This window comes from Aliiroseovarius zhejiangensis (assembly GCF_014656375.1).
GTDB classification, from domain to species: Bacteria; Pseudomonadota; Alphaproteobacteria; order Rhodobacterales; family Rhodobacteraceae; genus Aliiroseovarius; species Aliiroseovarius zhejiangensis.
This window is the reverse complement of the sequence record NZ_BNCH01000008.1, coordinates 12968-39610: the sequence shown is the minus strand read 5'-3', so window position 1 is coordinate 39610 and position 26643 is coordinate 12968. Positions and strand designations below refer to the sequence as shown.

Sequence of the window (26643 nt, the reverse complement as noted above, 5' to 3'; positions counted from 1 at the left end):
AATTTTAGTGTAAATAAAAATCTTGCCGTATATGTTACCTTGCAAACATAAGTGTTTTTCCGTCAACTAAAACGACTGGATCGAATAAGCTTTTGCAAGAATGAGGACGAAATGAGCAATGCGACTGTCCAAGCTGCCGAGAAGCAAAAGGATCAACCAGCCCTGTTGGGAGCTGCAATCCGACATCGGCGAAAAGCGATGGGTAAAACACTGGTCGAGGTTGCCAAAGACGCTGAGCTGACGACGGGTTTCATTTCGCAAGTCGAGCGCGGTATCAGCTCTCCGTCCTTGGCATCGTTACTGTCGATTGCTGCGTCCCTTCAAACAAGCATTGAACAGCTGCTGAGTGTTCCAGAGGAATATAGTGAACATATTCAAAAGGATAAGAGGCAAACTTACTCGCTGGGACTGAATGGAAGGCTTTATGAGAAACTGGGCCCGGGGTTTGCAGGGGCGTTGTTCCATCCATCCATAATTCATCGCCCGCCAGGACATGTTTCGGAAAAAATGTGTCACGTGGGCGAAGTGTTCTGCTACTTGATGGAAGGTCAGATTGAATATCATCTGGGTGATGAGGTTCACGTTATGTCAGCAGGTGATACCATCCATCACGACACATCCAAACCCCACTATTCAAAAGTCATCAGTGATACAGAAACCGTCGAGATGTGGATCAGTTCAACGCCAATAAGAAGCATCCCTGAATAGCCATATGTTGGAGGTCGAACAGCCATACTATAATTTATTTTAGTAATTATAAAAATTCGTTTAATATGAGTTCGATTCCAAAGAATCGTTCAGGGAGGAACTCATCAATGAAACGACACCTACTGCTTGCGACTGCAATCATCTCGACGGCGATCGCTGCACCAGCCTTTTCCCAGGAACGCGGCGGCGTTTTGAACTTTGCGCGATATGACGGATCGAACTTAATCGACCCGATCTATGCCGACCGCAACCCCGACATCTGGATGGTCGGCAGCCTGTTTGATACGTTGCTACGCCCCAGCGCTGACGGAAACTCGGTCGTTGCCGGTTTGGCCGAAGATCATTCGGTATCAGATGACGGCAAGACGGTTTCACTGACCCTGCGCGATGGCGTGACCTTTGCGGACGGAACCCCTTTAACCGGCGAAGACGTTGTTTTTTCGCTGGATCGCGCGCGTGAACCTGATCAGAGCCCTTGGTCGGGACTGTTGGGGTCCATCGAAAGTGTTTCCGCTGAAGGCAACGCTATCACCATCAATTTGAACAATCCCGATCCTACCATTCTGTCGATGCTGGCCACGTTCACCACGGGTATTGTGTCGAAAGCAGTTTTTGATGCAGCCGAAGGCGCAACAGACCAGGAAAAATCCGCTGCAATATTTGCGTCAGGTGGTCCTGGTGTTGGTTCCGGCCCGTTTTATCTGTGCGGCTTTGAGCAAGGCACATCGATGAAGTTTTGCGCCAACGAAAATTACTGGCGTGACGGGGCGGATGGAAAACCCTTGCCCTATCTTGAGGGCGTAAACTTCCAGATCATCCCGGATGACGCAACACGTATCCTAAAGCTGCAGTCTGGCGAAGTTGATGTGGCTGAATTCATCCCGTTCTCGCGCGTGCCGGAGTTGGACGCCGATCCGGCAATCAACATGAACCTGTTCCCCTCAACGCGGATCATCTATTCGCCGATCAACACCCGCGAGACACGCGCAGATGGCTCGCCCAACCCGCTGGCAGATGTGCGCGTGCGACAGGCGGTCAACTATGCCACCAATAAGGACGCGTTGATTGGGTTGGTGCTTCAGGGTGCAGGAAAGCCCATGACGTCGCCCCTGATGGCCGCCGCGACGCCGCTATCTACGAATCCAGGCCCGCTTTATGGCTATGATATGGAAAAGGCGCAGGCGTTGATTGCAGAAGCCGGTCTTGAACAAGGCACGGAAATCACATTCACCACGTTGGCGGGCTCAGCTGATGACAGCACGATCTTCGCAGCGCTTCAACAAATGTGGGCACCCTTGGGCATCAATCTTGTAGTCGAACAGGTCGATGGGCCAACACGTGGTGCGAAGAACCGGTCGGGTGAATTTGACATTCACACCTATGGTTGGGTGAACGATGTGAACGATCCAGGTCAGGTGGTCGGCTGGTTGGGCTATACCCCGACGGCCAATGCGGTTGGCACGGGTTGGGATAACGCCGAATTCAACGCTCTTTATGAAGCTTCACAAACCGAGATCGACCCTGAGAAACGTGCACAGCAATACGCGGATATGCAGGCGATCTATGCCGAAGCAGCGCCCCTGTTGTTCATGTATGAAACGCCCTTCGCAGTAGCGGTTTCAGCGTCAGTTGATGGCTATGTCCAGACCCCGCTTGGTAACAACATCTTCGAAGAAGCGACCGTCAGCCGTTAAAATCTGACCCAGCACCGCCGGAATGATCCGGCGGTGCGCCTTTGTCTGGAAAGGATGGACGGTTGGCGACCCTTCAATACATTCTCAAACGCCTGTTCTTGATGATCCCCACGTTCTTTCTGGTGATGATCATCATCTTTGTGCTGGTGCGGTTTCTGCCTGGTGATCCGGCCATCGCGATTGCAGGGGATCGAGCATCCGATGCGGACCTGGAGGCGATCCGCGAACGGCTTGGCCTGAACGAACCGATGTTGGTGCAGTTCTGGTTGTTTGTGACCAATACGATCCAAGGTGATCTGGGCAGCTCGATCCTGATGCGCGCGCCGGTGACCGAGGTGATTTTCAACCGTCTGCCCACCACGGCCTTTCTGACCCTGTATGCGGTGGGGCTTTCGCTGCTGATTGCAGGGCCGTTGGCTTTTGTTGCCGCGTTGAACCGGGGGCGTTGGCCGGATGTATTGATCCGCACCGTCTTTCAGGTCGGGCTTTCCATGCCAGTATTCTATATCGGATTGATATTGTTGACGTTCCTCGCCGCTCAGCTGCGTTGGTTTCCCGTTGGCGGATACGGCGACACGTTCGGAGCACGGCTTTACCATCTGTTCTTACCTTCGGTCGCCGTTGCGCTTTATACGTCAGCGATCATCATGCGAAACCTCAGATCCGCGATTATCGAGGTGCTGGATGCCGAATATGTCCAGTTCGCCCGCGCCAAGGGGCTGCCGAACCGGTTGATCCTTGGTCGCCATGTGCTGCGCAACGCCTTGATTTCAACCGTGACCCTGTTGGGCCTGTCCATCGGCAATTTGATGAGCGGCACCCTTGTCACCGAAACCGTGTTTGCCGTGCCCGGTGTTGGGCGCCTGATGCTCGAGGCGATTTTTGCCCGAGATTACCCGCTGATTCAGGGGCTTACCTTAACCTTTGCCGTGCTGGTGTCGGTGGTCTTTTTGCTGACCGACCTGTTCCAAAGCACACTTGATCCTAGGATGCGTCTGACATGAGCGACATATCCCTGTCTGAATCCGAGGCCACAAAGCCGCAAAAAACCCGTTTACAGATAGCGCTCCGCAAGCCGGGGTTCCTGATCGGTGTGGCCATTATCGGGTTTTCCAGTTTGCTGGCCATCGCGCCAGGGCTGTTTGCCCCTTATGACCCGAACTTCATTGACTATAACGCGGTGCGCCAGCCGCCCAGTTGGGCGCATCCGTTTGGCACCGACATGTTGGGGCGTGACAGTCTAAGCCGTGTGATCTCGGCCTACACGGTCAACATGCAAATGGCGTTGCTCGCCACCATCTTTGCGCTGATCATTGGTGTCACAGTGGGGGCTCTGGTCGGCTATTATCGCGGGGTGGCTGACATGATCTTTGGCCGCTTTGTCGACGCGATCATTACGTTTCCATTCCTTGTGCTGGTCATCGCCGTCGTCGCTGTTCTGGGGCCGGGACTGATCAACATGTATATCGCGATCACGATGGTTGGTTGGGTCTACTATGCCCGACTGATGCGCGCCGAGGTGATTGCCCAGATGGGCAACGACTATTCCGCCGCTGGTGTTGTCATGGGATATTCCGACCGTCGCATTATCTTTCGGCACCTTCTGCCCAACGCAATCACGCCGGTCATTGTTTACTGGATGACAGATATGGCACTGGCGATCCTTTTGGGGTCATCGCTTGGCTATCTGGGGCTGGGCGCGCAGCCGCCGCAAGCGGAATGGGGTGTGTTGATTGCCGAGGGGCGGAATTTCATCACAACCGCATGGTGGCTCAGTTTGATGCCAGGTGTCGCCATTGTCCTGACGGGTCTTGGGTTTTCGCTGATGGGCGACGGCTTGGCCGATCTGTTGCGGCCGCGTGGGTGAGGGGGCAGATATGATAGATCAGAAACCAATTCTTGAGGTTAGCAACCTGTGCACCACCTTTCGTCGTGGTGGGGTCGATCTTCCGGCCGTGCGCGACGTCAGTTTTTCGGTCGGGCAGGGCGAAGTGCTTGGTCTCGTGGGCGAAAGCGGGTCGGGTAAAAGTGTGACTCTGCGGTCCATCCTTGGATTGTCGCGTCGTTACGGCGATGTGACCGGCGAAGTTCGCTGGCTGGGGCAAGATATCGCGTCAATGCCTGAGCGCAAACTGCGCCATATCCGTGGCCGTGAAATCGCGATGATTTTTCAGGAACCCATGACCTCGCTTAATCCGTTGCTGACGGTGGGGATGCAGCTGACCGAAACGCTTAAGGCGCATACCGACTTAAACCGCGCCGCCCGTCGCGATCGTGCGATCGAGATGTTGGATCATGTTGGTATCCCATCGGCCGCGTCGCGGCTGGGTGAATTTCCGCATCAGTTTTCCGGTGGCATGCGCCAGCGTGTGATGATTGCCATTGCCCTTGCGGCCAGCCCGAAACTGTTGCTGGCGGATGAACCAACGACGGCGCTTGATGTTACCATTCAGGCGCAAATTCTGGATCTGATCCTGTCATTGGCCGATGAAATGCAGATGGGCGTGATCCTTGTCACGCATGATCTGGGGGTGGTGGCACAAACCTGTGAAAACGTCGCCGTCATGTATGCGGGGCGCGTGGTAGAACAAGGTGCGGTGCGTCAGGTTTTGGGCGCTCCGCGCCATCCTTACACGGTCGGATTGATGCGGTCGGTGCCGCAAAACGTGCCCCCACGCACGCAGCTGTATTCGGTGCCCGGCACTCCGCCCAGTCTTGAGGCTTTGCCAGTCGGCTGCGCCTTTGCATCACGTTGTCAGAACCGGACGGAACGCTGTTTGACCGCGCGTCCAACTCTTGATGCCATTACGGATGATCGGCGTGTGGCGTGTTTCAACCCTGTTGCCGCTGAAAAGGCAGGTGCCGCATGAACGAGCCGGTGATGACAATCGAAAACCTTGGGCTGGAATTTCCGCTGGGGCGCACTTTGTATGACGTGGTGCAACGACGCCCCGGACGTGTGGTGAACGCACTGAACGGGGTCAGCCTTCAGCTGAACAAGGGCGAAACCCTTGGTGTTGTTGGGGAAAGTGGGTGCGGGAAATCCACGCTCGCGCGCTGTATCGTGCGCCTTTACGAACCACAACACGGGCAAATCCATTACCACGGGCAGGACATTTTCGAAGCCGAGGCCAAGAAGGATCGCAGCTATAACCGGCGCGTTCAGATGATGTTTCAAGACCCGTATTCATCGCTGAACCCGCGCATGACAACGGGCCAGATCCTGTCCGAAGCGTTGCGTGTGCATGATATGCGCCCCGCCAATGAAATACCCGCGCGGGTGGCCGAGTTGCTGGATTTGGTCAGGCTTCCGCAAGATGCCGCAGACAAACTTCCGCACGAGTTTTCCGGCGGGCAAAGGCAGCGTATTGCCATTGCGCGGTCCTTGGCGGTGGAGCCTGAGGTTCTGATCGCCGACGAGTTGGTCTCGGCGCTTGATGTGTCGGTGCAGGCGCAGGTGGTGAACCTTCTGCTCGAACTGCAAGAGCGTCTGAACCTGACCATCCTGTTTGTCGCCCATGATCTGCGTCTGGTGCGCCATGTGTCCAATCGGGTCGCTGTGATCTATCTGGGGCGGATTGTTGAAATCGGTGACAGCGAAACGCTTTTTTCGCGCCCGTCACATCCGTATTCTCAAGCTCTGCTCAGCGCTGCGCCGTCATTGGACCCAGACGACAAAGGCAAAGCCATCCGGCTTGAGGGAGAGCTGCCATCGCCGTTGAACGTGCCTTCGGGTTGCCCGTTTCACGTGCGCTGTCGTCACGCCACAGAATTATGCAAACGCGAGGTGCCCGCCCTTTTGCCACGTGATGGCCGGGGCGAGGTGGCTTGCCACCATGTTGAAGAGCTTAACTAAGATGCCTGACACCGCTTTCACCGGCCCCGCGCAACATATCGCTGCCTTGCGTGATGAAATGGCAAAACGCGGGCTGGATGCGTTTATTTTGCCGCGATATGACGCCCATCAGGGTGAATATGTTGCTCCGCATGACCGGCGGCTGGCTTTTGTCACGGGGTTCACCGGATCAGCCGGTGTGGCGATTGTGACGCAAGACATCGTCGCGGTGTTTGTGGATGGGCGTTACAGCGTGCAGCTGGGCAATGAATGTTCTGGCCCGCTGTTTTCGCATCATCATTTGTTCGATGATCCGCCCGAAGATTGGTTGGGCAAAACAGCAGGGCAGGGGTGGCGCGTTGGATATGATCCAATGCACGTGCCCCCCGCGTGGTTTGATCGGTTTAAGGCTGCGTGCGATCCGATTGAGGCTGCTTTGATTGCGCAAAGTGACAACCCCGTGGATGCCGTCTGGCCGGATCAACCCGCGCCACCGGCTGCGCAGATCACCGAATTTCCGCTGCAATTCGCGGGTAAAAGCTGTGCTGAGAAATGCAATGATCTTGTCGCCCACTTAAAACAGGCCGAGGCGGATTTCATCGTCGACACTCAGCCCGACAACATTGCGTGGTTTTTGAACGTGCGCGGGGGGGATGTGGATTTCAACCCGATGCCGCATTCGTTCCTGCTGGTCAGCAAAAACGGCGATATCACGTGGTTTGTGAACGCTGAAAAGCTGCGGGATTTTGATCGCAGCAGCCTGCCCGAAAATGTTGAAATACTGGCGCAAAGGGCACTGTTGCCAACCCTTGGGAAGCGCATCACCGCAGGACATAAGGTATTGATTGATCCAGATTTCTCACCCGTTGCTGTGCGGCAGGTGGTTGAAGGCGCTGGGGCAAGCGTTCTGAGCGAATGTAGCAATCTGACATTGACCAAAGCCCACAAAAACCCGACCGAGATCGAAGGGCTGCGCGCCTGCCACATACAGGATGGCGTCGCGTGGACCGAATTCAGCGCATGGTTGGCGCAAGAGGTGCCCGACCGCGCCGCCGCAGGCAACCCCCTGACCGAACGCGAGGCCGAGGACAAAATCCTCGAGTTTCGCAAAGCCCGACCCGGCTTTCTGAGCGAAAGTTTCAATTCGATTTCGGCGGCGGCTGGCAACGCGGCGATGTGCCATTACGCCGCAACGCCGGACCGCTACGCGCTGATTCTACCTGAAAATCCATATCTTCTGGACAGTGGCGGGCAATATGACACGGGCACGACCGACGCGACGCGCAGTTTCTCGTTTGGCCAGCGTCCTGAGGGGTATGACCGTGCCTATACCGCCGTATTCAAAGCATTCTATGCGCTGGCGACCCTTCGATTTCCGCAAGGCACGCAGGGCCACCATATTGACGCGATTTGTCGCCGTCCGTTGTGGGATCTGGGTCTGGATTATGACCACGGCACGGGGCATGGCATTGGCCATCGACTGTCGGTTCACGAACATCCCCAACGCATCGGCAAACCAGTCAGTCCGGTTGATTTAGCGCCCGGAATGGTCCTATCGATCGAGCCTGGATACTACAAAGCCGACCATTACGGTATTCGCATCGAAAACCTGTTCGATATCGTTCTTGAAGATGACGGGTTTATGTCATTCAGAAATATGACCTTCGCTCCGATCCAAACCGACATGTTGATTATGGACGCATTGACCGTAGGGGAAAGAGTTTGGTTGGAGACTTATCACAAAAAGGTAGCATATGAGCTATCGCCATACCTATCGGACCAAGCGAAAACGTGGCTTCTGTCTAAATCGAATGTAGCATAAGTCAGATAACGTAATGCACAGCGTCGGTTTCCTGAAAATGGGCGAAGCCACCTGCTTACGCGTAAGCCCACTCGTCAGTGCGATCCGCACCGCATCTTGGCGAAATTCGTCCGTCCGTTTCAGTCCCATAGTCTGTCTCCATTGGTGCAGTAAATGCTATCAAAGGAGCGGCATCAAACCGTGACAGGTCCAGAGCAAGGCCTTGTATGAGCCGATACGCAGATCGGTTCACGGCTCTTCTGGATGCATGTGTTCTAGGTGGGCGCTCCGCCGAAACATGTTGCTCAGCCTGGCCGAGGTGGGGTGTTCCGGCCTCGGTGGAGCAATCGCATTCTCGATGAAACTCAGACAACGGCCTTTGTAGGTGTAGCCAAGAGTTGTCGGGCTGTAGCGCTTACCGCCTCAATCCTCGCAGGTCGTTTTGACCGGGTCGAGGAAGGCCATTTCAGTTTCGGTATATCCCAGGCCCTTGCAGCGAGGGCAAGCGCCAGACGAGTTGAAGCTGAACAGTTTGGGAGACACCTTGTTCTCAGAGGCAAACACTTTGCGCATGTCATCAAAGGCGCCTGTATACGTCACCGCGTTTGAACGGCTTGACCTGCCAATGCCCGATTGATCCACGACGACAGCCTCGGGGTAATGCTTCAAGAACTCCGTATTGATCAGAGAACTTTTGCCTGACCCCGCCACACCTGTCACACAAACAAATACTCCTTTAGGAATATCGACATCGACGCCTTTCAGATTGTGCGAGCGCGCATCGCGGAGCGGGAAATATCCGTTAGGCTTTCGGAAGGAATCCTTGATCTTTCGCTTCGCCGTTAAGCCCTGACCCGTCAGGCAATCAGATCGAAGCAACTCGGCGTAGCTGCCTTCGAACATGATCTGTCCGCCACCGTTGCCCGCCTTTGGGCCGACATCGATAACGTGATCTGCGATTTCGATCACATCGGGATCATGTTCCACGACAAGCACAGTGTTTCCGCGGTCGCGCAACTTCTATAGGCGTGCGTTTAACTGGCTCACATCCCGAGGGTGCAGTCCAGTGCTTGGTTCATCCATAATGTATAGCATTTCAGTCAGGCTGGAGCCGAGCTGATTGAGGTTACTGCATAAAAGTGGCATTATCGTCCTGTTCGCGCGAACTTTACGGGAACATCCCTGGCTTCAGTTGGATTTCTGGTCTCTGAGGGCATTGTAGAGGCTTGTTTTGCTTACTTTGAGGCGCGCTGCGGCCTCTCGGACGGTCAATCCATCGCTAATATGGGCTCTGGCCTGCTCCAGCTTTTTGGGCGTCACGACAGGCTTGCGTCCGCCTTTTCTGCCGCGTGTTGCGGCAGCCTTCAATCCGGCCTGTGTGCGCTCGACAATGAGGTCGCGCTCAAGCTGGGCCAACGCGCCGAACAGGTGGAATACCAAGGTGCCGCCGGAGGTGGTTGTGTCCACGCCTTCGGTCAGGGATCTGAAGCCAACTCCACGGTCTCCGAGATTTGTCACGGTTTCCACCAGGTGCTTCATGGATCGGCCCAGGCGGTCGAGTTTCCAGACGACGAGTGTGTCGCCTTTGCGCAGAAAGGCCAGCGCATCATTCAAGCCGGGGCGGTCTGCTTTGGCGCCGGAGATGACGTCCTCAAACACGGTTACGCAGCCCGCGGCTTTGAGCGCATCCACCTGTGGTTCCAGTTTTTGGTCAGTGGTTGAGACCCGCGCATATCCAATCAGATCCATGAAGATAGTCTTGTCCGTTTTCCCGTCCTTAAATCAACTTGTCCGACTTCCCGTTGTCAAGCCATATTGGCGGACGGAACGGGACGTTCCGCCAAACGAGCGTTTTCAGGACATGGATGGGAAGATGGGTATTTCATGGCACGGCGACAAATATTGACGGCAAGTTTTTGGTCTCGGCTGATGGCACCGCCTTTGGGCGATCGAGAGGTTGCGATGCATTGTACGCTCACCCCGGATGAGATTGAGGCTGTCGCCAGAAAACGGACCGCAGCGGCGCGTCTGGGCTATGCCGTGTCTTTGGCTTACATGCGCCATCCCGGGCGGGTTCGTGAGGTTGGAGAACAGCCCAATGACGTTGTGCTGACCTTTCTTGCCGATCAGGTTGATGCCAGCGCCTCCGATATGTTGGCATATGATCAACGCCCGCAGACGCGACGCGAACATATCGCGCAAATCATTGCCCGGTTCGGATATCAGGCCTTCACAAGATCCCTCGTACGGGAACTTGTTCATTGGCTTACACCATCTGCCGGAGAAGACCCGCAGGCCGAGCCTTTGGCGATCTCGCTGATTGAAGAACTGAGGCGCCGACGTATCCTGGTCCCGGCGCGCCGTACCGTTGAACTGATTGTCAGGCATGCGATCCGGCGTGCGGAAAATGTCAGGATTTCCGCGTTGACCCAAGATCTGCATCCGGATCACCACGACGCCTTGCGTGCATTGATTGCGCCACCTGAATCGGGCGAGGTGTCGATGCTGAGCTGGCTGAAAGCAGCACCCAAATCAGCCTCGGCCAAATCCATCAAGGCTGTTCTGGATCGCCTGACAGTGGTTCGGGAGATCAGCTTGCCCACCAGTTTGCGTCAGAACATCTCGACATCGGCGCTCGACAGTCTGGCCGGCGAAGGCTTGCGGATCACGGTGCAAAACCTGCGGCGTATGGCCTTGCCCCGGCTATGGGCTGTATTGTCGGCCGCCTGTTTGCGGCTGGAAGAACAGCTCACCGACCTTGCATTGGATATGTTCGATAAATTGCTGGGTCGGAGCTTTCGAAAGGCGGAACGGCAAAGTTACGACAAAGCATCCCAGCTCCTGATGGACATCATCCGCCCCTTGCAGTCTCTCAAAACCTTCTGCCGTGAGGCCCTGACAGCGCGCCTGCAAACCGGTGATCTCAACGGGATGCTGGACACGGCCAATTGGGATGAGATTGAGAGTGCGACGGCCGCAATTGAGACCGCCCTGGGAGACGGAAAGCCCGACAAATACTCGGAGCTCATCGGAAAATATCAGACGGCCCGCCAATTTGCGCCCATGATATTAAGGGGCTTCACCTTCAAAGGAGCGGCCAGCGCCGCCAGTCTTCTGCGCGCGGTCGATCTTTTGCGCATCATGTATGAGGCGAACAAGCGCAGCCTGCCCGACAACCCGCCGACCGGGTTCATCCGGAAGGCCTGGCGCCCGTTTGTCTTTCCGGCACCGGGGGAGGTCAACCGGCGCGCATACGAGCTCTGCGTGTATTTCGAATTGCGCGACCGGCTTCGGGCAGGGGATGTCTGGGTCGAAGGAAGCCGGCAGCGCCGCAACTTCGATGATCGGCTCATTCCCAAAGCCACGTTCGAGATATTGCGTACCGAGGGATCATTGCCGATCGCCGCCGCGGCAGATGCAGAAACCTATCTTGCAGAGCGGCAACAGCAGATTGAGGAGGCCATAACCATTGTCGCGGCCCGGGCTGAAGCGGGAACGCTGCCGGATGCCGCCATTCAGGGCGGCACCCTGAGCATTACCCCGGTCAAAGACGAAACACCCGACGCCGCCACGGCCATGAGCCGACTGGTCTATGGGCAATTGCCACAAATCAAGATCCCCGACCTGCTGACGGAGGTGAACGCCTGGACCGGATTTGCGGAATGCTTCACCCATTATCGCTCGGGTAGACCGGCGGAAGATCAGAAGGCGCTGTTCGCTGCGGTCTTGGCGGACGGTGTCAATCTGAGCGTATCCCGTATGGCCGCTGCAACCCACAATCTGTCTGCCCGGCAAATCGCATGGGCGCATGATTGGCATTTGCGAGAAGAGACCTATTCAGCCGCCTTGGCCTGTTTGATCGACATGCAACGCGAGCTCCCGCTGGCCAAACTCTGGGGGATGGCGTGACATCATCTTCAGATGGGCAGTTCTTTCGGGCTGGTGGCCGCGGTGAAGCCTCTGCAGATATCAACGCAAAATACGGTCGCACCCCGGGTCTCAAGTTCTACACCCATATCTCCGATCAGTTCAGCCCGTTCCACTCGACGGTCATCACCGCCACAGAAAGCGAAGCACCCTTCGTTTTGGATGGTCTGCTTCGCCACCAATCGGGTGTCACAATCGAAGAGCATCATGTGGACACTGGCGGCGCGACGGATCACGTCTTTGCATTGTGTTACCTTTTGGGATTCCGCTTCGCGCCACGCTTGCGAAACTTCAAGGATCGCAAATTGTATCTTCTGCCTGGAATGAAGCCCCCGGCCATCATGACGCCCTTCATCGGCGGCACCATCAAAGCAGGTCACATTGTCGACAACTGGCCCGAAATCCTCAGGTTGGCGACCTCCGTCAAGGCCGGGACCGCCACCGCATCGGCGATCCTCAAGAGCTTGTCCGCCTATCCCAGGCAAAACGGACTCGCAATTGCCTTGCGCGAATTGGGGCGGTTGGAGCGAACCCTCTTTGCTCTGGAATGGATGCGCAGCCTGGAATTGCGAAAAAGAACCAGCGCAAGCCTGGCCAGAGGCGAAGCCCGAAACGCTCTTGCTCGCGGGGTCTTCTTCAACCAGCTCGGAGAAATGCGCGATCGCAGCTACGAACATCAGATCCACAAGGCGTCAGGCCTCAACTTCCTGGTTGCCGCCATCATCCTGTGGAACACCAAATATCTGGAAGCCTCCATCACCGATCTCCGACAGAGCGGCGTGGCCATCCCAGATGAAATCACCAAACACATCGCGCCGCTTGGCTGGGCCCATGTCGGATTGACTGGTGACTACCTGTGGAACATGAACCCGCCGCTCAGCCCAGATCGCCTCAGGCCACTTCGAAAAAATGATCTTCGCGATGCCGCTTGAGTTCCCTGTTCGTTCGCACGAGCCGGACAATAACGTCACTTTTATGCAGTGACCCCAGTGAAAGCTGCCAGGCAAAGACGAGATCGCCCCGGTTTTTCGCTGACGCGATGGCGTGGCTCAGATCACGCCCAGCATACGCATCGCTTCGGCAACCCGCACAAAACCGGCGATGTTGGCGCCCAGGACATAATCGCCGGGCGCGCCATACTCATCGGCCGTTTCAGCACAACGATCATGGATGCTCTGCATGATCTGTGCCAAGCGTTGTTCGGTCTGTTCAAAACTCCAGCGGTCACGGCTGGCGTTTTGTTGCATTTCCAATGCCGAGGTCGCAACGCCCCCTGCATTCGCTGCCTTGCCCGGCCCGAACAGGATACCGGCCTCGCGCAGGATCCGGATTGCCTCGGGCGTGCAGGGCATGTTCGCGCCTTCGCCGACCGCCAGCACACCGTTCTTGACCAGTGACTTCGCGTCCTTGCCCGTCAGCTCGTTCTGGGTGGCCGAGGGCATCGCCACATCACAGGGCAAATCCCAAATTGATCCCTTGTCGGTTGAAACAAAATGCGCGCCATCCCCCCGAAGCCGCGCATATTCCGAGATGCGCTTGCGGCGCACGGACTTGACTTCCTGCAGCAAGGACAGATCAATCCCGGCGTCGTCTACTACATAACCGCTGGAATCCGAGCAGGCGATGACCGTGCCGCCAAAGGACTGCACTTTCTCGATGGTGTGGATGGCCACATTCCCCGCGCCGGACACGACCACGCGCTTGCCGTCGAAATCGGTCTGGCGGGTTTCAAGCATCGCCTTGGTGAAATAGGTGTTCCCGAAACCCGTTGCCTCGGTTCGGGCGCGGGATCCGCCGTGGGCAATGGCCTTGCCGGTGAACACGCCGGACTCATAGCGGTTCGTCAGGCGCTTGTACTGCCCGAACATATATCCGATTTCGCGCCCGCCGACACCAATATCGCCAGCTGGTACATCCGTCTGCTCGCCCAGATGGCGGTGCAGTTCGGTCATCAGCGATTGGCAGAAACGCATGATCTCGCCATCGGATTTGCCCTTGGGATCGAAATCCGTACCGCCCTTGCCGCCACCGATCGGCAGGCCGGTCAGTGCATTCTTGAAGATCTGTTCGAAGCCCAGGAACTTGATGATCCCCAGGTTGACCGAGGGGTGGAAACGCATCCCGCCCTTGTAGGGGCCGAGGGCCGAATTGAACTGGACGCGAAAGCCGCGATTGATCTGGACGTTGCCCTGATCGTCCACCCAGGGAATGCGAAAGATAATCTGGCGCTCGGGTTCGCAGATCCGTTCGATGAGTGCTTGTTCGAGATAATCAGGGTGTTTCGCGACGACGCGCCCCAGGCTTTCCATCACCTCATGGACGGCCTGATGAAATTCCGGCTCGCCGGCATTGCGCCGCATCACTTCGGACAGGATCGGTTGCAGCTTTTCGTCGATATTGTTCATGTAGTTTGTCGCTTTGCGGAGGGGTGTTAAAGTGGCGCGGAAGATGTGTGCGTCAGCAACATAAACGCACCCTCATCAATCCAGCTATTTGATCCTCAACCGCTGTGCAAGCCGATCTCGGTCAGGATCAGATCGAGCGGGATGTCATGGGGTTGCGGATATATGGTCGCAAGCTGCGCCGCTTTGATCCCGATGCCGATGACAAAGGGCTTCGGGTCCAGCGTCGCCAATGTCCGGTCGAAATAGCCGCCGCCATAGCCGAGGCGATAGCCATCCGCCGTCCAGCCGACAAGGGGGGCAAGCGCGATGTCGGGTGTGACGACGGGTGCGGTGGGCGGCGGAACGGGAATGTTCCAGTCGCCGCGCACCATGCGGGTTTCGGGTGTCCAGTGGCGGAAGGTGAGCGGGGCGGCCCTGGTTTCGACCACGGGCAGGGCGACCGTCACGCCGGCGTCGTGAAGCGTGGCCATCAGCGGACGCAGGTCGGGTTCGCCCTTGATCGGCCAGTAGGCAGATAACACCATGCCCCGCGCCCCGGCAAAACGGTCTTTCAGCACCTGCTGCAGATGCCCGGCCAGCGCCGCGCCGATCTTCTTGCGCGCAGCAACCGACAATGCCTGGCGCGCGTCGCGCAGGCGAATGCGTTCTGCCTTGCGCCAGCGGGCCACGTCCTGTGCCTGTTTGGGGACGACCCCCAACGTATCGCACGACTCTGTCGCGCCCTCGGCGTCGTAGCAGGGTGGCGAGGAAAAGCCGGTTTGGCAGCGGTGGCTTTTGAATTGGTCGCTCATGTCATCACCTTGAAACCGTTTTGAGACGTGCAGTTCAGGACAGGCCCGGCAAGCCCGAAGGCGGGCTGTTCGCAACCCAGCAGGTCGCAAGGCCGGGTGCGCAGCGGGGGTTTTCGCCGGTCCGTCATGTCTGCCCCACTCTTTCCAACCATTGCCGCAGGTAATCGCGCAACACGATGGCGTTGTTTTGCGACTCGTTCTTCGAGGCATAAAGCAGCGTGACAACGCCCTCGCGCGCATATCCGGCAAGTTCGCGGATCAAATCGTCATGTGCGGCAAGCTCTGCGTGATAACGCGTGGTGAATGCCTGCCACTGATCGGGGTGAGTGTGGAACCAGTGCCGCAAGCCATCGCTAGGTGCGACTTCTTTGCACCATTGAAACAGGCGGGCGCGATCCTTTGCAACGCCGCGCGGCCAGAGCCTGTCGACCAGTATCCGCTTGCCGTCCGACACGCGCGCCGCGCGATAGATCCGCTTGACGCGTATACGCTCGCCGGGGGCGTCGGGGACGGGTGGCCTTGCCGGCGGCATCAGCTATCCTTTTTGTTTGTATCGTCCATCAGGTCCACCGCTTTCAGAGCATGGGCACGACGCCGCTCGACAAGGCTATTGGGCGGGCGGATAGGATCCGTGGATCACCAGATGACATGGGGGCCTCGGGGTTTTGAACTTGATTCTCATTGTATCTCTGTTAAATAGGTATTGTAAATACCGATTAGAAAAGACGGAGCGGCATGAACCTCACCTCCTTCACCGATTACGGGCTTCGTATGTTGATGCGGATGGCCAGTGCGCCCGACCGGGCGTTCTCGACGGCTGATCTGGCTGAAGAGTTCCAACTGTCGCGCAACCATCTGGCCAAGATCATGCAGCGGCTCGCACAAGGCGGTATTGTCGAGACCCGGCGCGGGGTGAATGGTGGGGCCTTTCTGCGGCGCAGCCCGGCCGAAATCCAGCTTGGGGATGTTGTCCAGCTTCTGGAACAGGGGCAATCGCTGGTCGAGTGTTTCCGACCGGATGGCGGGGCGTGCACAATTGCCGGCTGTTGTCGGCTGAAGGCCCGGCTTCAGACGGCGGAACGCCGGTTCATCGAAGAGCTGAACAACTCGACGCTTGCCGATATCTCGCTTCCCCAACAGGTGGCGGTGTGATGAAGAAAGGCGAACCAGGATGACGTCCGCGCTGACCATATCCGAACGGCATGTCGGCCTGTCGCTGTCGATCCTGCTTGCCTTGATGGGCTTTGCAATGGCGGGCAGCCTCAGCCCATGGGTCGTATTGATCGGGTTCAACCTGTTCTGTGCCTGGGCCGTCACCGGCTGTCTGATGGGCTCGACCCAATTCAAGGAATGTGCCGAAGATCCTGATGCCCTGATTGCTGTCAGACAGGTGGTCGCGTCGCATTTCGCCACTGTCGCCGCGGCAAATGAATACGGGCGGGACAAGACATGAGCAGGATCGAGAGAAACGAGGAGCAATTCATCGTGGACGCGCAAATGCTTGCCAAAGCGTTTGACCTGTCCGTCGAAGAGATTCGTATCCGGATGCAGGACCGACAAATCGCATCACTTTGCGAGGCAGGCGAGGGTGAGGATGCGAACCGCTGGCGACTGACTTTCCGGCACCAGGGCCGCGCCTTTCGGATCATTGTCGATGAGCATGGCGTGATTTTGTCCACGAGCACGTTTCCGGTCGGTCACCCGAATCTGGCACCACGACCAAAATCATCGGAGTTACCTTAAAGCCGGGTCTTCCCGTTGCCCTCTCTGTTGCCGTCGGAACCCATCCATGGCCTGCTGAACGAGGGTTTCGAGACCTTCAAAATGCGGGTGCAGGTCTTGCCGATCTTGCCGGAAACCTACAAGAGCATGGGGGTAAGCCCGTCACCACCGGCCGTCTGGTCGCCTTCCCCCGGATCACCCTGTTCCTGCCGGAACCGGCCAATCGTCAACCCACACAACGGAGATACATATGTCAGCCCACGGTAATGATACCCACCGTCTGAACCTGCCTTTTGTCGGCATCGCCACATTCGGCAAGAACCCCTATGTCAGCGACTGGGACAGCATCGACGCGGATGTCGCGATTCTGGGCGCGCCCTTCGATTGCGGCTGCCAGTACCGCTCGGGCGCGCGCTTCGGTCCGCGCGCGGTGCGCGAGGCCTCGACCCTGTTCAGCTTCGGTCTGGGCGGGGCATATGATCACGAGGATGACGCAACCTATCTGGGCGAAGATGTGCGGATCGTCGATATCGGTGACGCCGATATCGTCCATACCAAGACCACGGAAAGCCACGCGAATATCGAATATGGCGTGAAGAAGATCCTTGATGCGGGTGCCATTCCCGTCACCATCGGAGGCGATCATTCGGTCAGCATCCCCTGCGTGCGCGCGTTTGAAGAAGATTGTGCCCGAAACGGTCCGATCCATATCGTGCAGATCGACGCGCATCTGGATTTCGTGGATGAACGTCACGGCGTGACCGAAGGTCATGGCAACCCGATGCGTCGGGCGATCGAAAAGGGCTATGTCAGCGGCATGACCCAGTTGGGCATCCGCAACGTGTCGTCGACCACGCGGGACGGGTACGAGGACGCCCGTGCGCGTGGCACCGACATTCTGTCCGTGCGCCAGGTTCGGGCGCTGGGGGCCGAGGGGGTTCTGGACCGGATCCCGGAAGGTGCCCGGTTCTATGTCACCATCGACATCGACGGGTTCTGCCCCTCGATCGCGCCGGGCACCGGCACACCCAGCCATGGCGGTTTCCTCTATTACGAGGTGCTGGAGATCCTGCAGGGTCTGACCAAACGCGGCGATGTCGTGGGGATCGACCTGGTGGAAGTGGCCCCGGCCTATGATCCGTCAGAAAGCACGCAGATCCTGGCAGCCCAGATCCTGCTGAACCTCATCGGATTCATCTTTCGCAACAAAAGCTGATTGCCGGCACAGACGCGCTTTGGCGCCATGTTGAAACCACCCTGCCAGCGCGGAGAGGTCGGGAAAACGGTCTGGCCCATTCAAGGGACGAGGGTGAGAGGACACCAACATGGCGTTGCGCTGCGTCTCCATGCTGGTGACATCTTGCCTTCTGAAGTCCGACAGGGCAATGTCGCCCCCTTGGTGGATCGTGTCGGCGCGCAGTTTGTTCATTGCGCATTCTGTTACCCATCCCGACACAAGGGCGTATTGCGTTTTTTGACGCAAGAAAAGGATTAGTCATGTCAGTCAGTCTGGTGCGCTCGGCCGTTGTGCTGGGAACGTTGTCGATGGTCGGCCCATTTGCGATCGACATGTATCTGCCTGCGATGCCTGCCATTGCGACCGATCTGGGTGCCGGGGAAACGGCCGTTCAGGCGACCATAACCTCGTATTTCATTGCCTTCGGGATTGCGCAGCTGATCTATGGCCCATGGGCGGATCAATCGGGGCGCAAACTGCCGATTTTCGTTGGCGTCGGTGTGTTTCTGATCGCGTCAATCGGGGCCGCGATGGCTGGATCCGTGGCCGAGCTGACCGCGTGGCGGTTTCTGCAAGGGCTGGGCGGCGCGGTATTGATGGTCGTGCCCCGCGCCATCATCCGCGACATGCACACGGGTGCCGACGCGACACGGCTGATGGCCATGATCATGCTTGTGATCTCGGTTTCGCCAATGCTTGCGCCGCTGGCCGGAAGCGGGATTCTGGCGTTTGCAGGCTGGCGTGTCATCTTTGGTGTGATCGCGGCGGCCGCCCTGATCAGCCTGACGATGACCGCAACCCTGTTGCCGGAAACGCTGCCTGCCCATCGGCGCACCCGTGCCAATCTGCGCAGCATGCTGAAAGGCGCGCGCACGCTTCTGACCGACCCCGGCTTCATGAGCCTGACCTTCATCGGCGCCTTTGGCATGGCCAGTTTCTTTGTCTTTCTCGCCTCAGCCTCGTTCGTCTATATGAACCAGTTTGGCCTGTCGCCCACCGGCTTTTCGCTGGCCTTTGCCGTGAATGCGGCAGGTTTCTTCACCGCGTCGCAATTTGCCGGACCTCTGGCCGGCCGCATCGGGCTGGCGAAAACCATCCGGTTGGGCACAGGCGTGTTTGCAGGCTTTACGCTGGTCCTTCTGGTCATCTCGCTTCTGGGTGGGGCAACGCTTCCCATTGTGATCGGCTTTCTGCTGCTTGGAAACGCGGGGCTTGGCCTTGTGATCCCGACCACGATGGTCATGGCTCTTGAAGACCACGGAGATCTGGCGGGCCTTGCCTCGTCGCTTGGTGGCACGCTGCAAATGCTGACCGGCGGCGTGATGATCGTCGCAGCATCGCCCTTCTTTGACGGAACGGCAACGCCAATGGTGGCGGCCATCGCGCTGTGTGGTGCGATTGCGTTTGGATTGACCGTCATTTCGCTGCGCCGCCAACAGGCCGTGGCAGGATAGCCAGCACTCCCCACATTTTAGAATTACGCCGGGTCATCAATCCATTTTGGGTTGCGCGGATTTCCGCGTGTGCGTGGCACCCGGCTTGACCCGACGCTGCGCGTGCCGGACGCTTCCCTTGCATTCTTTTATATTCAAGGGGGGGACCGATCGTGAAACGATTTTATGTGGGTGCGCTGTGCGCATCACTTGCCACTGTTCAACCAACTTATGCCCAACAAGCCGCCATCTATTCCGGCGAGGATCGGGTGCATCCGGTCTATGCCGAAAACGGTATGGTCGCGGCACAAGAAGCGGTGGCTGCACAGGTCGGCCTGGATATTCTTGAGGCTGGCGGCAACGCGATTGATGCAGGCATCGCCGTGGCCTTTGCGCTGGCGGTCACGCTTCCGCGCGCCGGCAACCTGGGCGGTGGCGGTTTCATGTTGGTGCATGATGCCGAAACCAACGAAACCCGCGCCATTGACTATCGCGAAATGGCCCCGTCAGGCGCGGATCGCGATATGTTTCTGGATGCCGACGGCAACGCCGACAGCGAATTGTCCCGCTTCACCGGGTTGGCCATGGGTGTGCCCGGCACCGTTGCCGGGATGAAAATGGCGCTGGATGAGTACGGTTCGATGTCTTGGGAGCAAGTCGTAGCACCCGCCGTCGCGCTGGCCCGTGACGGGATCGCGGTGACCCCCGGATTGGCGGACAGCCTGAAAGGTCTGGAAGATCGTTTGAAGAAATGGCCGTCCTCGCAATCCATCTTCTATAAGGAAGATGGCAGTTTCTATGAACCGGGCGAACTTCTTGTGCAGGCCGATCTGGCCAACACGCTGCAAAAGATCGCGGACGAAGGCGTTGACGGGTTCTATAAGGGCAGCGTCGCGGAACAGATTGCCGCATCGGTGCAGGCGGCCGGTGGGCGGATCACCGTCGAGGACATGGCGGCCTATAAGCCCGTTCTGCGCGAACCCGTAACCGGTGAATATCGCGGGTACGAGATCGTTTCGATGCCCCCGCCCAGCTCGGGCGGCGCGCATATCGTGCAGATCCTGAACATCCTTGAAGACTATCCGATTGGCTTTCTGGGTCACAACTCGGCCGATACGATCCACCTGATGTCCGAGGCGATGAAACGCGCCTATGCCGACCGGTCCGAATATTTGGGGGACAGCGATTTTGTCGATGTTCCGCTGGCTGAAATCACCTCGAAAGACTATGCCGCCGACATCAGAAGCCAGATCAGCCTGAATGTCGCCACCCCGTCGGACACGATCAAACCCGGTGATCTTGCCCCCTATGAAAGCAATGAGACCACGCATTTCTCGATCGTTGATCAATGGGGCAATGCGGTGTCCAACACCTATACGATCAACTTCTCATACGGGTCGGGCATGGTCGCGGATGGCACCGGCGTTCTGATGAACAACGAGATGGATGACTTTTCCGCCAAGCCCGGTGTCGCCAATGCCTATGGCCTGATCGGCGGGGATGCAAACGCGGTGGAACCGGGCAAGCGCCCCTTGTCGTCGATGTCGCCCACCTTGGTGATGAAAGATGGCGATGTGTTTCTGGTGACCGGCAGCCCCGGCGGCTCGCGCATCATCACAACTACGTTGCAGATCATCATGAACGTCATCGACCACGGCATGAACATCGCCGAGGCGTCCGTCGCGCCGCGCATCCACCACCAATGGTTGCCCGACGAAATCCGGATCGAAGATGGCATCAGCAAGGATACCATCCGCATTCTGGAACAACGCGGCCACAGCGTGGTGGAAAAATCGGTGATGGGCTCCACCCAGTCAATCATGGTCGACGCGGAAGCCGGTTTGTTGTTCGGTGCATCCGACCCGCGTCGGGTGGATGCCGCGACGTTGGGTCACTGATCGGCAGACGCCTGAATGACACCTGAAAGCGGCCCTCAACCTGCTTGGGGGCCGCTTCTTATATCTGTGGGCAACGACCTGACGGGTTTGGCCGTCAATTGACGCCGGAAGCGCGGCTGAACCATATCCTGATCGGACAAGTGGGAACGCAGACATCAGGCGCGCGGGGACCGGTGCTTTACCCGATCTCCGGACTTTCCAGCGAAACACAGCCTTTCGTGCAGACCGCAGGATGCACGCGTTGCCGGGCCTGGCCGGTACGGGTGTTCTTGCACAAGTCAGGCCGACAGCAGCGAAGACGCCATTCGCCTGTTCAATCAGCTCTGCTTGATGAACAGCATCGCATGGTTCGCGATCTCGCACCGGAGGATCGCGACGACATCCATCGGCTTTCGATACATGCCGAGGGCTGTGCGGGTGCCTTGATGACCTCGGATTTCGCAACGCTTGACGCCGGCATGACCGCCGGCTGATTGGGGCGGTGCAGCTGCACGAATTGATCCTGGCCTATGTCTCGCTGGTATTCTTCCTGCCGCTTCTGATCGACAGCAGCGGCAATGCGGGGTCGCAATCGGCGACACTGCTGGTGCGGGCGCTCGCGACCGGGGACGTGGCGCTGAAGGACTGGCGCGACCTGATCCTGCGCGAACTCGTCGTTGCAGCGGCGCTTGGGCTGACGATGGCGGCGGTGGTCTTTCCGGTCGGTGCATGGCGGGGCGGTGTGGACATCGCACTGATCGTCGGTTTAACGATGTTCGTCGTTGTCATCATCGGCAGCCTTGTGGGCATGTCCCTGCCGTTCCTTCTCAGCCGACTGCGGCTAGACCCGGCAACCGCAAGCGGGCCGCTTGTCACGACGATCTCGGACGCTGTCGGCGTTCTGGTCTATTTTTCGATTGCCACGCTGGTGCTGAGCCTTTGAACAGGACGTGCCGTCAATCCAAAGGACAGCTCGTGGACCGGCTCCTTCTCGGGATGTGGATTTCCTTCGCGCGTGGGTGATCTCGCGCCACCGTGGCCGGTGGCGCGAAGGGCGCTTGTACAATCGTTACGCGGCGCGCAGGTAACCGTCGCCATCGTCAACCGCCGGGGCGACGGCGGGCGTCAACGGGACCACGTGCAATTCGCGATCGGTGATCCCATCAACCGCGCGCGGGATATCCGTGCGAAGCATGCCGATATCCGCCAGCAGCCTGTCATCCAGAGCTTGCAGTCTGGCCGTCATCTTTCGGCGCTGCCACTGCCGGATCGTGGCCCGCAGCCATCCGCGCAGGACGCCGCCGCTCGCTTTCGCGCGTTCACGATGCGCCAAGTCGCCGAGCTTGCGTTGCGACAGGTATTTTCGATGCAACATAGCAGGATGCATGTCATTCTCCTTTTCAAGAGTGCTGAGATCATGACGTGCGCGGTCGTGCGCCCCGGTCAGCCCGCGGTTTTCGGCACTTGGCAAACCGGTGGCGCACACGCCTTCGTCTTTTGGGTGGATCTGTAGAAGTTAGTTATATGCCCCGAGGCGTGGACAGGCACAGCGGCCAGCCCGCCCGGGGCTACCGGCGGTTCAGCAGTTTTCCTGCAAAGCGCAGGACCCTCGTATGACGGCTCAACATCGACATGGCTCTGATGTGGCCACTTCATCGACGGGTTTCAAGGCCGCCGCGTGGCACCGCGACCTTATGGCGCGAAACCGCCTGATTGCGCTGTTGCGGGCCGAAATCCGGGTGTCAGCGACGGCCGCGTTGCGGTTGCATCGGGTCACACCCCTCTCTTTGACTCGGCAACCGGGCATCGGCAGGAGGCTGAGCCGCTGCCGCCCGAACGAACCCAACGAATTTTTCCTTTGGCCTTGTGAAATTCGGCTTGATCGCCCATGTTCGGGCTTTCGCTGACGGGCCGGTTGATGTCTCAAGACCACAGACTTGATGATCCGAGTTTTCTGACCACCAAAGAGGTGGCGGAGTTGTTGCGGGTGAAGGAACGAAAGGTCTATGACCTTGCCGCCGCAGACGAAATTCCGCATCGGCGCATTACAGGAAAGCTGATATTTCCGCGTGCCGAGCTACTGGACTGGATCAATGGCGACAGCGTCCCCGCGACACGCGCGCGACCGGCGGTTCTGACTGGATCGCATGATCCTTTGCTGGAATGGGCGGTGCGCGAAAGCGGGTCGGGTCTTGCCACGCTGTTCAATGGCAGCCGCGCGGGGCTTGATTGCTTTGGCGACGGGCAGGCGGCGCTGACGGGTCTTCACATTCCGGGCGGCACCGATTGGAATGTCGATGTCGTGTCCGCACAGGGTCTGCGCAATTGCGTGCTGATCGCGTGGGCGGCGCGGGCGCGGGGGCTGGTGTTGTCCCCCGATGTGGCTGACAGGATAACCGGCATGGCCGATCTGAAAGGCAAGCGGGTTGTGCAGCGTCAGCCCGGCGCAGGTGGGGCAACGTTTTTCGACGCGATGCTGAAGCGAGACGGCCTTGATCCGGGCGATCTGGATCTGGTCAGCGAGCTTGCACATACCGAGCACGAGGCCGCGGGCCTGGTTGCCGCCGGGCAGGCAGATGCCGCCACGGGAATCGAGGCGATGGCCCGCCAATTCAGCCTTGGCTTCCTGCCGCTGGCCGAAGAACGGTTTGACCTGTTGATCGACCAGCACACCTATTTCACGCCCCCGGTGCAGACACTTCTGAAATTCGCCCGCACACCCGCATGTCACGACAAGGCGGCGGCGATGGGCGGCTATGACCTGAGCGATCTGGGCGCGGTGCGCTGGCTGCCGCATTGACCGGCTGACCGGGTTGGCCGCGCCTTGAAACCCGGCGCGCCCTGTTTCACGGCAGGATTCAGGTCACCTGGCGTTCGGGAAGAACAATTGTTGACCGTCCACCTTGTAGGACGCAATCGCCTCTTGCCCCTCGTCCGACAACACCCAGTCAACAAACTGCTGGCCCAGATCGGCCTTCACGTTGGGGTGCGTCTCGGGGTTCACCAGAATAATGCCATATTGGTTGAACATCTTTTCATCGCCTTCGACCGCGATCTGGTAATCGCCCTTGTTGCCAAAGCTGATCCACGTGGCGCGGTCGGTCATGATATAGGCACCCATGCCGGTGCCGGTGTTCAGCGTGGCCCCCATGCCGGACCCGGTTTCGCGATACCAGCCGCCCGAGGCCGCCGCCACGTCGACGCCCGCTTCAGCCCACAGGCGCAGCTCGGCCTTGTGGGTGCCGCTGTCATCCCCGCGCGACGCGAACGGTGCTTCGGCCGCGGCGATCCTGGACAAGGCGGCCGTGGCATCTGACATGCCGGCGACGTCTGCCGGGTCTGCGGGTGGGCCAACGATGACGAAATCATTATACATCACGTCGCTGCGGCTAACGCCGTGACCGTCGGCCACAAACGCCTCTTCCGCCGCTTTGGCGTGGACGAACAGCACGTCGCCATCGCCATTTGCCGCGTTCTTGATGGCCTGGCCCGTGCCCACGGCCACCACGCGCACTTCCACCCCGGTCTTGTCGGTGAAGATCGGCAGGATATGGTCAAACAGACCCGAGTTCTGGGTCGAGGTCGTGGATTGCACCACGATATGATCATCATGTGCGTTGGCAGGGCCAGTCAGGCCAAGCGCCAGAAGGCCGGCAGAAGCCATGCCAAAAAAACTGCGTCTGAACATCATCATACTCCTATCATGATCAGGGGATATCAGGGGGTTGTGGGAACAAACAGGCGGCCTCCGAGCCATGCCTGCGCGGCCTGCGACTGCGGGTTGTCCAGCACCTGTGCGGCGGGGCCGGTTTCGGCAACCTGTCCGTCATGCAGAAAGATCAGATCGTCACCCAACCTGCGCGCCTGGCCCGCGTCATGGGTGACGACAAGGATCGTGGTGCCGCTTGCGCGCGCGTCCTCGATCATATGTTCGATCGCCTGGGTCGAGGCCGGGTCGAGGCTGGCGGTCGGTTCGTCCAGGAACAACATGCGCGGTGCACAGATCAGGGCGCGCGCCATGGCAAGGCGCTGTTGTTCACCACCGGACAGAACGCGGGCGGGTTTGTCCTTCAGCGCGTCAAGACGCGCCAGGGCGGTGGTTTCGCCCTCGCGCCTTTTGCGTTCGGCACCGCGCACACCGCGCACCGACAGGGCAAAGCGCAGGTTGGCGGCAACGGATCGGCGCAGCATGACCGGGCGCTGAAAGACCATGGCCTGTTGCTGACGTGCTGCGGGGTCCAGAGGGTGCCCCTGCCAGTTGACCTCGCCTTTTGTTGGGGTCAGCAACCCGTGCAGAAGGCGCAGGAGCAGGCTTTTGCCGCTGCCATTTGCGCCCATGATCACGGTGCAGCGGCCCGGATGGATGTCCAGGTCAATTCCGTCGATCAGGCGTTGCCCGCCCGCGTCGAAACACAGGCCACGCGCCGTCATCAGCGGCGCCGTGGACGTGGTCCTGGCGCGGGCCAGCGGGGCGCGCTTGCGTTCGCTTATGTTCACGACCACCTCAGACATAGGCCGCCCTTGCCGCGGTGCCGCGAATGGCCATCAACAGGCCGTTCACGATCACCGCGATGGTCAGAAGGATCATTCCAAGGGCCAGCGCCAGTTGCAGATTGCCCTTCGACGTTTCCAGCGCAATCGTTGTCGTCATCACCCGCGTGACATGGTTGATATTGCCGCCAACGATGATGACCGCGCCCACCTCGGCCACGGCGCGTCCGAACCCGGCCAGCGCCACCGTCAACAGGCTGTAGCGCGCATCCCAAAGCAGCGCCAGCACCCGGTCAAGCGGGCCGACGCCAAGCGATGTGAACTGCTCGGAATATTCGTTGTAAAGGTCTTCGATCACCTGCCGCGTCAGGGCTGCCACGATGGGCGTGACCAGAATGGTTTGCGCGATGATCATGGCCGTGGGGGAATACAGAAGCCCCAGAACCCCCAAGGGTCCGGCGGCGGACAGCATCAGATACACCAGCAGACCGACGACAACCGGCGGCAGGCCCATCATTGTGTTCATCACCACGATCACGCCCGTGCGCAGGGGGAAGCGGAATGCGCCGACCATGGCGCCCAGCGGAAAACCGATCATACAGGCCACTGCCACGGCAGACAGCGTCACGCGCAGGGACAGCACGATGATCTCGATCACGTCGGCATCCCAGGACAGGATCAGGCCCAACGCCTCGGCCAAGATTGCTGAAAAGCTTTCCATG

The 26643-nt window shown here is 58.7% G+C and carries 25 protein-coding genes and 1 pseudogene; 17 read left to right on the top strand and 9 right to left on the bottom strand.

What is annotated here, in order from left to right:
* Positions 1-111: 111 nt before the first annotated feature.
* The 7 genes from IE188_RS14655 (at position 112) to IE188_RS14625 (ending at position 8059) form a co-directional block, all read left to right on the top strand.
* On the top strand, positions 112-708 hold the full coding sequence (locus tag IE188_RS14655; protein ID WP_191287265.1) for a helix-turn-helix domain-containing protein: 597 nt from the start codon (positions 112-114) through the stop codon (positions 706-708).
* 107 nt (positions 709-815) lie between these two features.
* Positions 816-2402 (top strand): ABC transporter substrate-binding protein, encoded by a 1587-nt coding sequence (locus tag IE188_RS14650; RefSeq protein ID WP_191287264.1) that lies wholly within the window; start codon positions 816-818, stop codon positions 2400-2402.
* 62 nt (positions 2403-2464) lie between these two features.
* Complete coding sequence (locus tag IE188_RS14645; RefSeq protein ID WP_191287263.1) at positions 2465-3406, top strand: ABC transporter permease; 942 nt, start codon at positions 2465-2467, stop codon at positions 3404-3406.
* Entirely contained in the window at positions 3403-4269 is an 867-nt protein-coding gene (locus IE188_RS14640; protein WP_191287262.1) for an ABC transporter permease, read from the top strand. The genes IE188_RS14645 and IE188_RS14640 overlap by 4 nt, the downstream gene beginning before the upstream one ends.
* 10 nt (positions 4270-4279) lie before the next feature.
* The gene (locus IE188_RS14635) at positions 4280-5272 is read left to right on the top strand and encodes an ABC transporter ATP-binding protein (RefSeq protein WP_191287261.1); all 993 of its coding nucleotides are present in this window, start codon (positions 4280-4282) and stop codon (positions 5270-5272) included.
* Positions 5273-5283: 11 nt separating this feature from the next.
* Positions 5284-6258 carry an ABC transporter ATP-binding protein gene (locus tag IE188_RS14630; RefSeq protein ID WP_229836886.1) on the top strand — a complete coding sequence of 325 codons (975 nt, stop codon included), beginning with the start codon at positions 5284-5286 and terminating at the stop codon, positions 6256-6258.
* Between the two features lies 1 nt (position 6259).
* Entirely contained in the window at positions 6260-8059 is a 1800-nt protein-coding gene (locus tag IE188_RS14625) for an aminopeptidase P family protein (RefSeq protein WP_191287259.1), read from the top strand.
* 402 nt (positions 8060-8461) lie between these two features.
* Here IE188_RS14625 and IE188_RS14620 read toward each other — a convergent pair whose 3' ends face one another.
* Together IE188_RS14620 and IE188_RS14615 are read right to left on the bottom strand one after the other, a co-directional pair.
* Entirely contained in the window at positions 8462-9034 is a 573-nt protein-coding gene (locus IE188_RS14620; protein ID WP_191287258.1) for an excinuclease ABC subunit UvrA, read from the bottom strand.
* A 192-nt stretch (positions 9035-9226) separates the two neighbouring features.
* Positions 9227-9787 (bottom strand): recombinase family protein, encoded by a 561-nt coding sequence (locus tag IE188_RS14615; RefSeq protein WP_191287257.1) that lies wholly within the window; start codon positions 9785-9787, stop codon positions 9227-9229.
* 135 nt (positions 9788-9922) lie between these two features.
* On the opposite strand from IE188_RS14615, the pseudogene IE188_RS14610 reads away from it, so the two are divergent.
* Positions 9923-12897, top strand: a pseudogene (locus tag IE188_RS14610) (Tn3 family transposase).
* A gap of 117 nt (positions 12898-13014) precedes the next feature.
* Here IE188_RS14610 and gdhA read toward each other — a convergent pair.
* The 3 genes from gdhA to IE188_RS14595 all read right to left on the bottom strand — a co-directional run bounded on the left by gdhA (position 13015) and on the right by IE188_RS14595 (position 15693).
* Positions 13015-14370, bottom strand: coding sequence for an NADP-specific glutamate dehydrogenase (gdhA, locus tag IE188_RS14605; protein ID WP_191287256.1), 1356 nt, complete (start codon positions 14368-14370; stop codon positions 13015-13017).
* A gap of 95 nt (positions 14371-14465) precedes the next feature.
* Entirely contained in the window at positions 14466-15161 is a 696-nt protein-coding gene (locus IE188_RS14600; protein WP_191287255.1) for a 5-formyltetrahydrofolate cyclo-ligase, read from the bottom strand.
* 124 nt (positions 15162-15285) lie between these two features.
* Complete coding sequence (locus IE188_RS14595) at positions 15286-15693, bottom strand: DUF488 domain-containing protein (protein ID WP_191287254.1); 408 nt, start codon at positions 15691-15693, stop codon at positions 15286-15288.
* A 203-nt stretch (positions 15694-15896) separates the two neighbouring features.
* Between IE188_RS14595 and IE188_RS14590 the strand changes: the two genes are divergently transcribed.
* The 8 genes from IE188_RS14590 (at position 15897) to IE188_RS14560 (ending at position 22373) form a co-directional block, all read left to right on the top strand.
* Positions 15897-16313: an RrF2 family transcriptional regulator gene (locus tag IE188_RS14590; protein ID WP_191287253.1), complete on the top strand. Its 417-nt coding sequence runs from the start codon at positions 15897-15899 to the stop codon at positions 16311-16313.
* Positions 16314-16332: 19 nt separating this feature from the next.
* Positions 16333-16614 carry a hexameric tyrosine-coordinated heme protein gene (locus IE188_RS14585; protein WP_229836882.1) on the top strand — a complete coding sequence of 94 codons (282 nt, stop codon included), beginning with the start codon at positions 16333-16335 and terminating at the stop codon, positions 16612-16614.
* Positions 16611-16904 carry a DUF6522 family protein gene (locus IE188_RS14580; protein ID WP_191287252.1) on the top strand — a complete coding sequence of 98 codons (294 nt, stop codon included), beginning with the start codon at positions 16611-16613 and terminating at the stop codon, positions 16902-16904. The genes IE188_RS14585 and IE188_RS14580 overlap by 4 nt, the downstream gene beginning before the upstream one ends.
* A 229-nt stretch (positions 16905-17133) precedes the next feature.
* Positions 17134-18099, top strand: a complete 966-nt coding sequence (gene speB / locus IE188_RS14575; RefSeq protein WP_191287251.1) for an agmatinase — start codon at positions 17134-17136, stop codon at positions 18097-18099.
* Positions 18100-18380: 281 nt separating this feature from the next.
* Positions 18381-19574 (top strand): multidrug effflux MFS transporter, encoded by a 1194-nt coding sequence (locus IE188_RS14570; RefSeq protein ID WP_191287250.1) that lies wholly within the window; start codon positions 18381-18383, stop codon positions 19572-19574.
* A 152-nt stretch (positions 19575-19726) separates the two neighbouring features.
* Entirely contained in the window at positions 19727-21451 is a 1725-nt protein-coding gene (gene ggt, locus IE188_RS14565; protein ID WP_229836880.1) for a gamma-glutamyltransferase, read from the top strand.
* Positions 21452-21795: 344 nt separating this feature from the next.
* On the top strand, positions 21796-21924 hold the full coding sequence (locus IE188_RS16845; protein ID WP_268246027.1) for a hypothetical protein: 129 nt from the start codon (positions 21796-21798) through the stop codon (positions 21922-21924).
* Between the two features lie 8 nt (positions 21925-21932).
* A complete protein-coding gene (locus IE188_RS14560; protein WP_229836877.1) occupies positions 21933-22373 on the top strand; it encodes a magnesium transporter in 441 nt (146 codons plus the stop codon).
* 126 nt (positions 22374-22499) lie between these two features.
* Here the strand turns inward: IE188_RS14560 and IE188_RS14555 are convergent, their stop codons facing one another.
* Complete coding sequence (locus IE188_RS14555; protein WP_229836874.1) at positions 22500-22817, bottom strand: DUF1127 domain-containing protein; 318 nt, start codon at positions 22815-22817, stop codon at positions 22500-22502.
* Positions 22818-23348: 531 nt separating this feature from the next.
* Here IE188_RS14555 and IE188_RS14550 point away from each other — a divergent pair.
* The gene (locus IE188_RS14550; RefSeq protein WP_191287249.1) at positions 23349-24230 is read left to right on the top strand and encodes a helix-turn-helix transcriptional regulator; all 882 of its coding nucleotides are present in this window, start codon (positions 23349-23351) and stop codon (positions 24228-24230) included.
* A gap of 63 nt (positions 24231-24293) precedes the next feature.
* Here the strand turns inward: IE188_RS14550 and IE188_RS14545 are convergent, their stop codons facing one another.
* Genes IE188_RS14545 through IE188_RS14535 form a run of 3 tightly spaced genes read right to left on the bottom strand, consistent with a single transcriptional unit; the run spans position 24294 to position 26642 of the window.
* Entirely contained in the window at positions 24294-25118 is an 825-nt protein-coding gene (locus tag IE188_RS14545; RefSeq protein ID WP_191287248.1) for a substrate-binding domain-containing protein, read from the bottom strand.
* 29 nt (positions 25119-25147) lie between these two features.
* Positions 25148-25942, bottom strand: coding sequence for an ABC transporter ATP-binding protein (locus IE188_RS14540; RefSeq protein ID WP_191287247.1), 795 nt, complete (start codon positions 25940-25942; stop codon positions 25148-25150).
* The gene (locus tag IE188_RS14535; RefSeq protein ID WP_191287246.1) at positions 25935-26642 is read right to left on the bottom strand and encodes an ABC transporter permease; all 708 of its coding nucleotides are present in this window, start codon (positions 26640-26642) and stop codon (positions 25935-25937) included. The genes IE188_RS14540 and IE188_RS14535 overlap by 8 nt, the downstream gene beginning before the upstream one ends.
* Position 26643 lies beyond the last annotated feature (1 nt).

Coding starts and splice junctions, on each gene's coding strand:
- IE188_RS14655 (WP_191287265.1), top strand. CDS start 112: ATGAGCAATGCGACTGTCCAAGCTGCCGAGAAGCAAAAGGATCAACCA.
- IE188_RS14650 (WP_191287264.1), top strand. CDS start 816: ATGAAACGACACCTACTGCTTGCGACTGCAATCATCTCGACGGCGATC.
- IE188_RS14640 (WP_191287262.1), top strand. CDS start 3,403: ATGAGCGACATATCCCTGTCTGAATCCGAGGCCACAAAGCCGCAAAAA.
- IE188_RS14635 (WP_191287261.1), top strand. CDS start 4,280: ATGATAGATCAGAAACCAATTCTTGAGGTTAGCAACCTGTGCACCACC.
- IE188_RS14630 (WP_229836886.1), top strand. CDS start 5,284: ATGACAATCGAAAACCTTGGGCTGGAATTTCCGCTGGGGCGCACTTTG.
- IE188_RS14625 (WP_191287259.1), top strand. CDS start 6,260: ATGCCTGACACCGCTTTCACCGGCCCCGCGCAACATATCGCTGCCTTG.
- IE188_RS14615 (WP_191287257.1), bottom strand. CDS start 9,787: ATGGATCTGATTGGATATGCGCGGGTCTCAACCACTGACCAAAAACTG.
- gdhA (WP_191287256.1), bottom strand. CDS start 14,370: ATGAACAATATCGACGAAAAGCTGCAACCGATCCTGTCCGAAGTGATG.
- IE188_RS14600 (WP_191287255.1), bottom strand. CDS start 15,161: ATGAGCGACCAATTCAAAAGCCACCGCTGCCAAACCGGCTTTTCCTCG.
- IE188_RS14595 (WP_191287254.1), bottom strand. CDS start 15,693: ATGCCGCCGGCAAGGCCACCCGTCCCCGACGCCCCCGGCGAGCGTATA.
- IE188_RS14590 (WP_191287253.1), top strand. CDS start 15,897: ATGAACCTCACCTCCTTCACCGATTACGGGCTTCGTATGTTGATGCGG.
- IE188_RS14585 (WP_229836882.1), top strand. CDS start 16,333: ATGACGTCCGCGCTGACCATATCCGAACGGCATGTCGGCCTGTCGCTG.
- IE188_RS14580 (WP_191287252.1), top strand. CDS start 16,611: ATGAGCAGGATCGAGAGAAACGAGGAGCAATTCATCGTGGACGCGCAA.
- speB (WP_191287251.1), top strand. CDS start 17,134: ATGTCAGCCCACGGTAATGATACCCACCGTCTGAACCTGCCTTTTGTC.
- IE188_RS14570 (WP_191287250.1), top strand. CDS start 18,381: ATGTCAGTCAGTCTGGTGCGCTCGGCCGTTGTGCTGGGAACGTTGTCG.
- IE188_RS16845 (WP_268246027.1), top strand. CDS start 21,796: ATGGTTCGCGATCTCGCACCGGAGGATCGCGACGACATCCATCGGCTT.
- IE188_RS14555 (WP_229836874.1), bottom strand. CDS start 22,817: ATGCATCCTGCTATGTTGCATCGAAAATACCTGTCGCAACGCAAGCTC.
- IE188_RS14550 (WP_191287249.1), top strand. CDS start 23,349: ATGTCTCAAGACCACAGACTTGATGATCCGAGTTTTCTGACCACCAAA.
- IE188_RS14545 (WP_191287248.1), bottom strand. CDS start 25,118: ATGTTCAGACGCAGTTTTTTTGGCATGGCTTCTGCCGGCCTTCTGGCG.
- IE188_RS14540 (WP_191287247.1), bottom strand. CDS start 25,942: ATGTCTGAGGTGGTCGTGAACATAAGCGAACGCAAGCGCGCCCCGCTG.
- IE188_RS14535 (WP_191287246.1), bottom strand. CDS start 26,642: ATGGAAAGCTTTTCAGCAATCTTGGCCGAGGCGTTGGGCCTGATCCTG.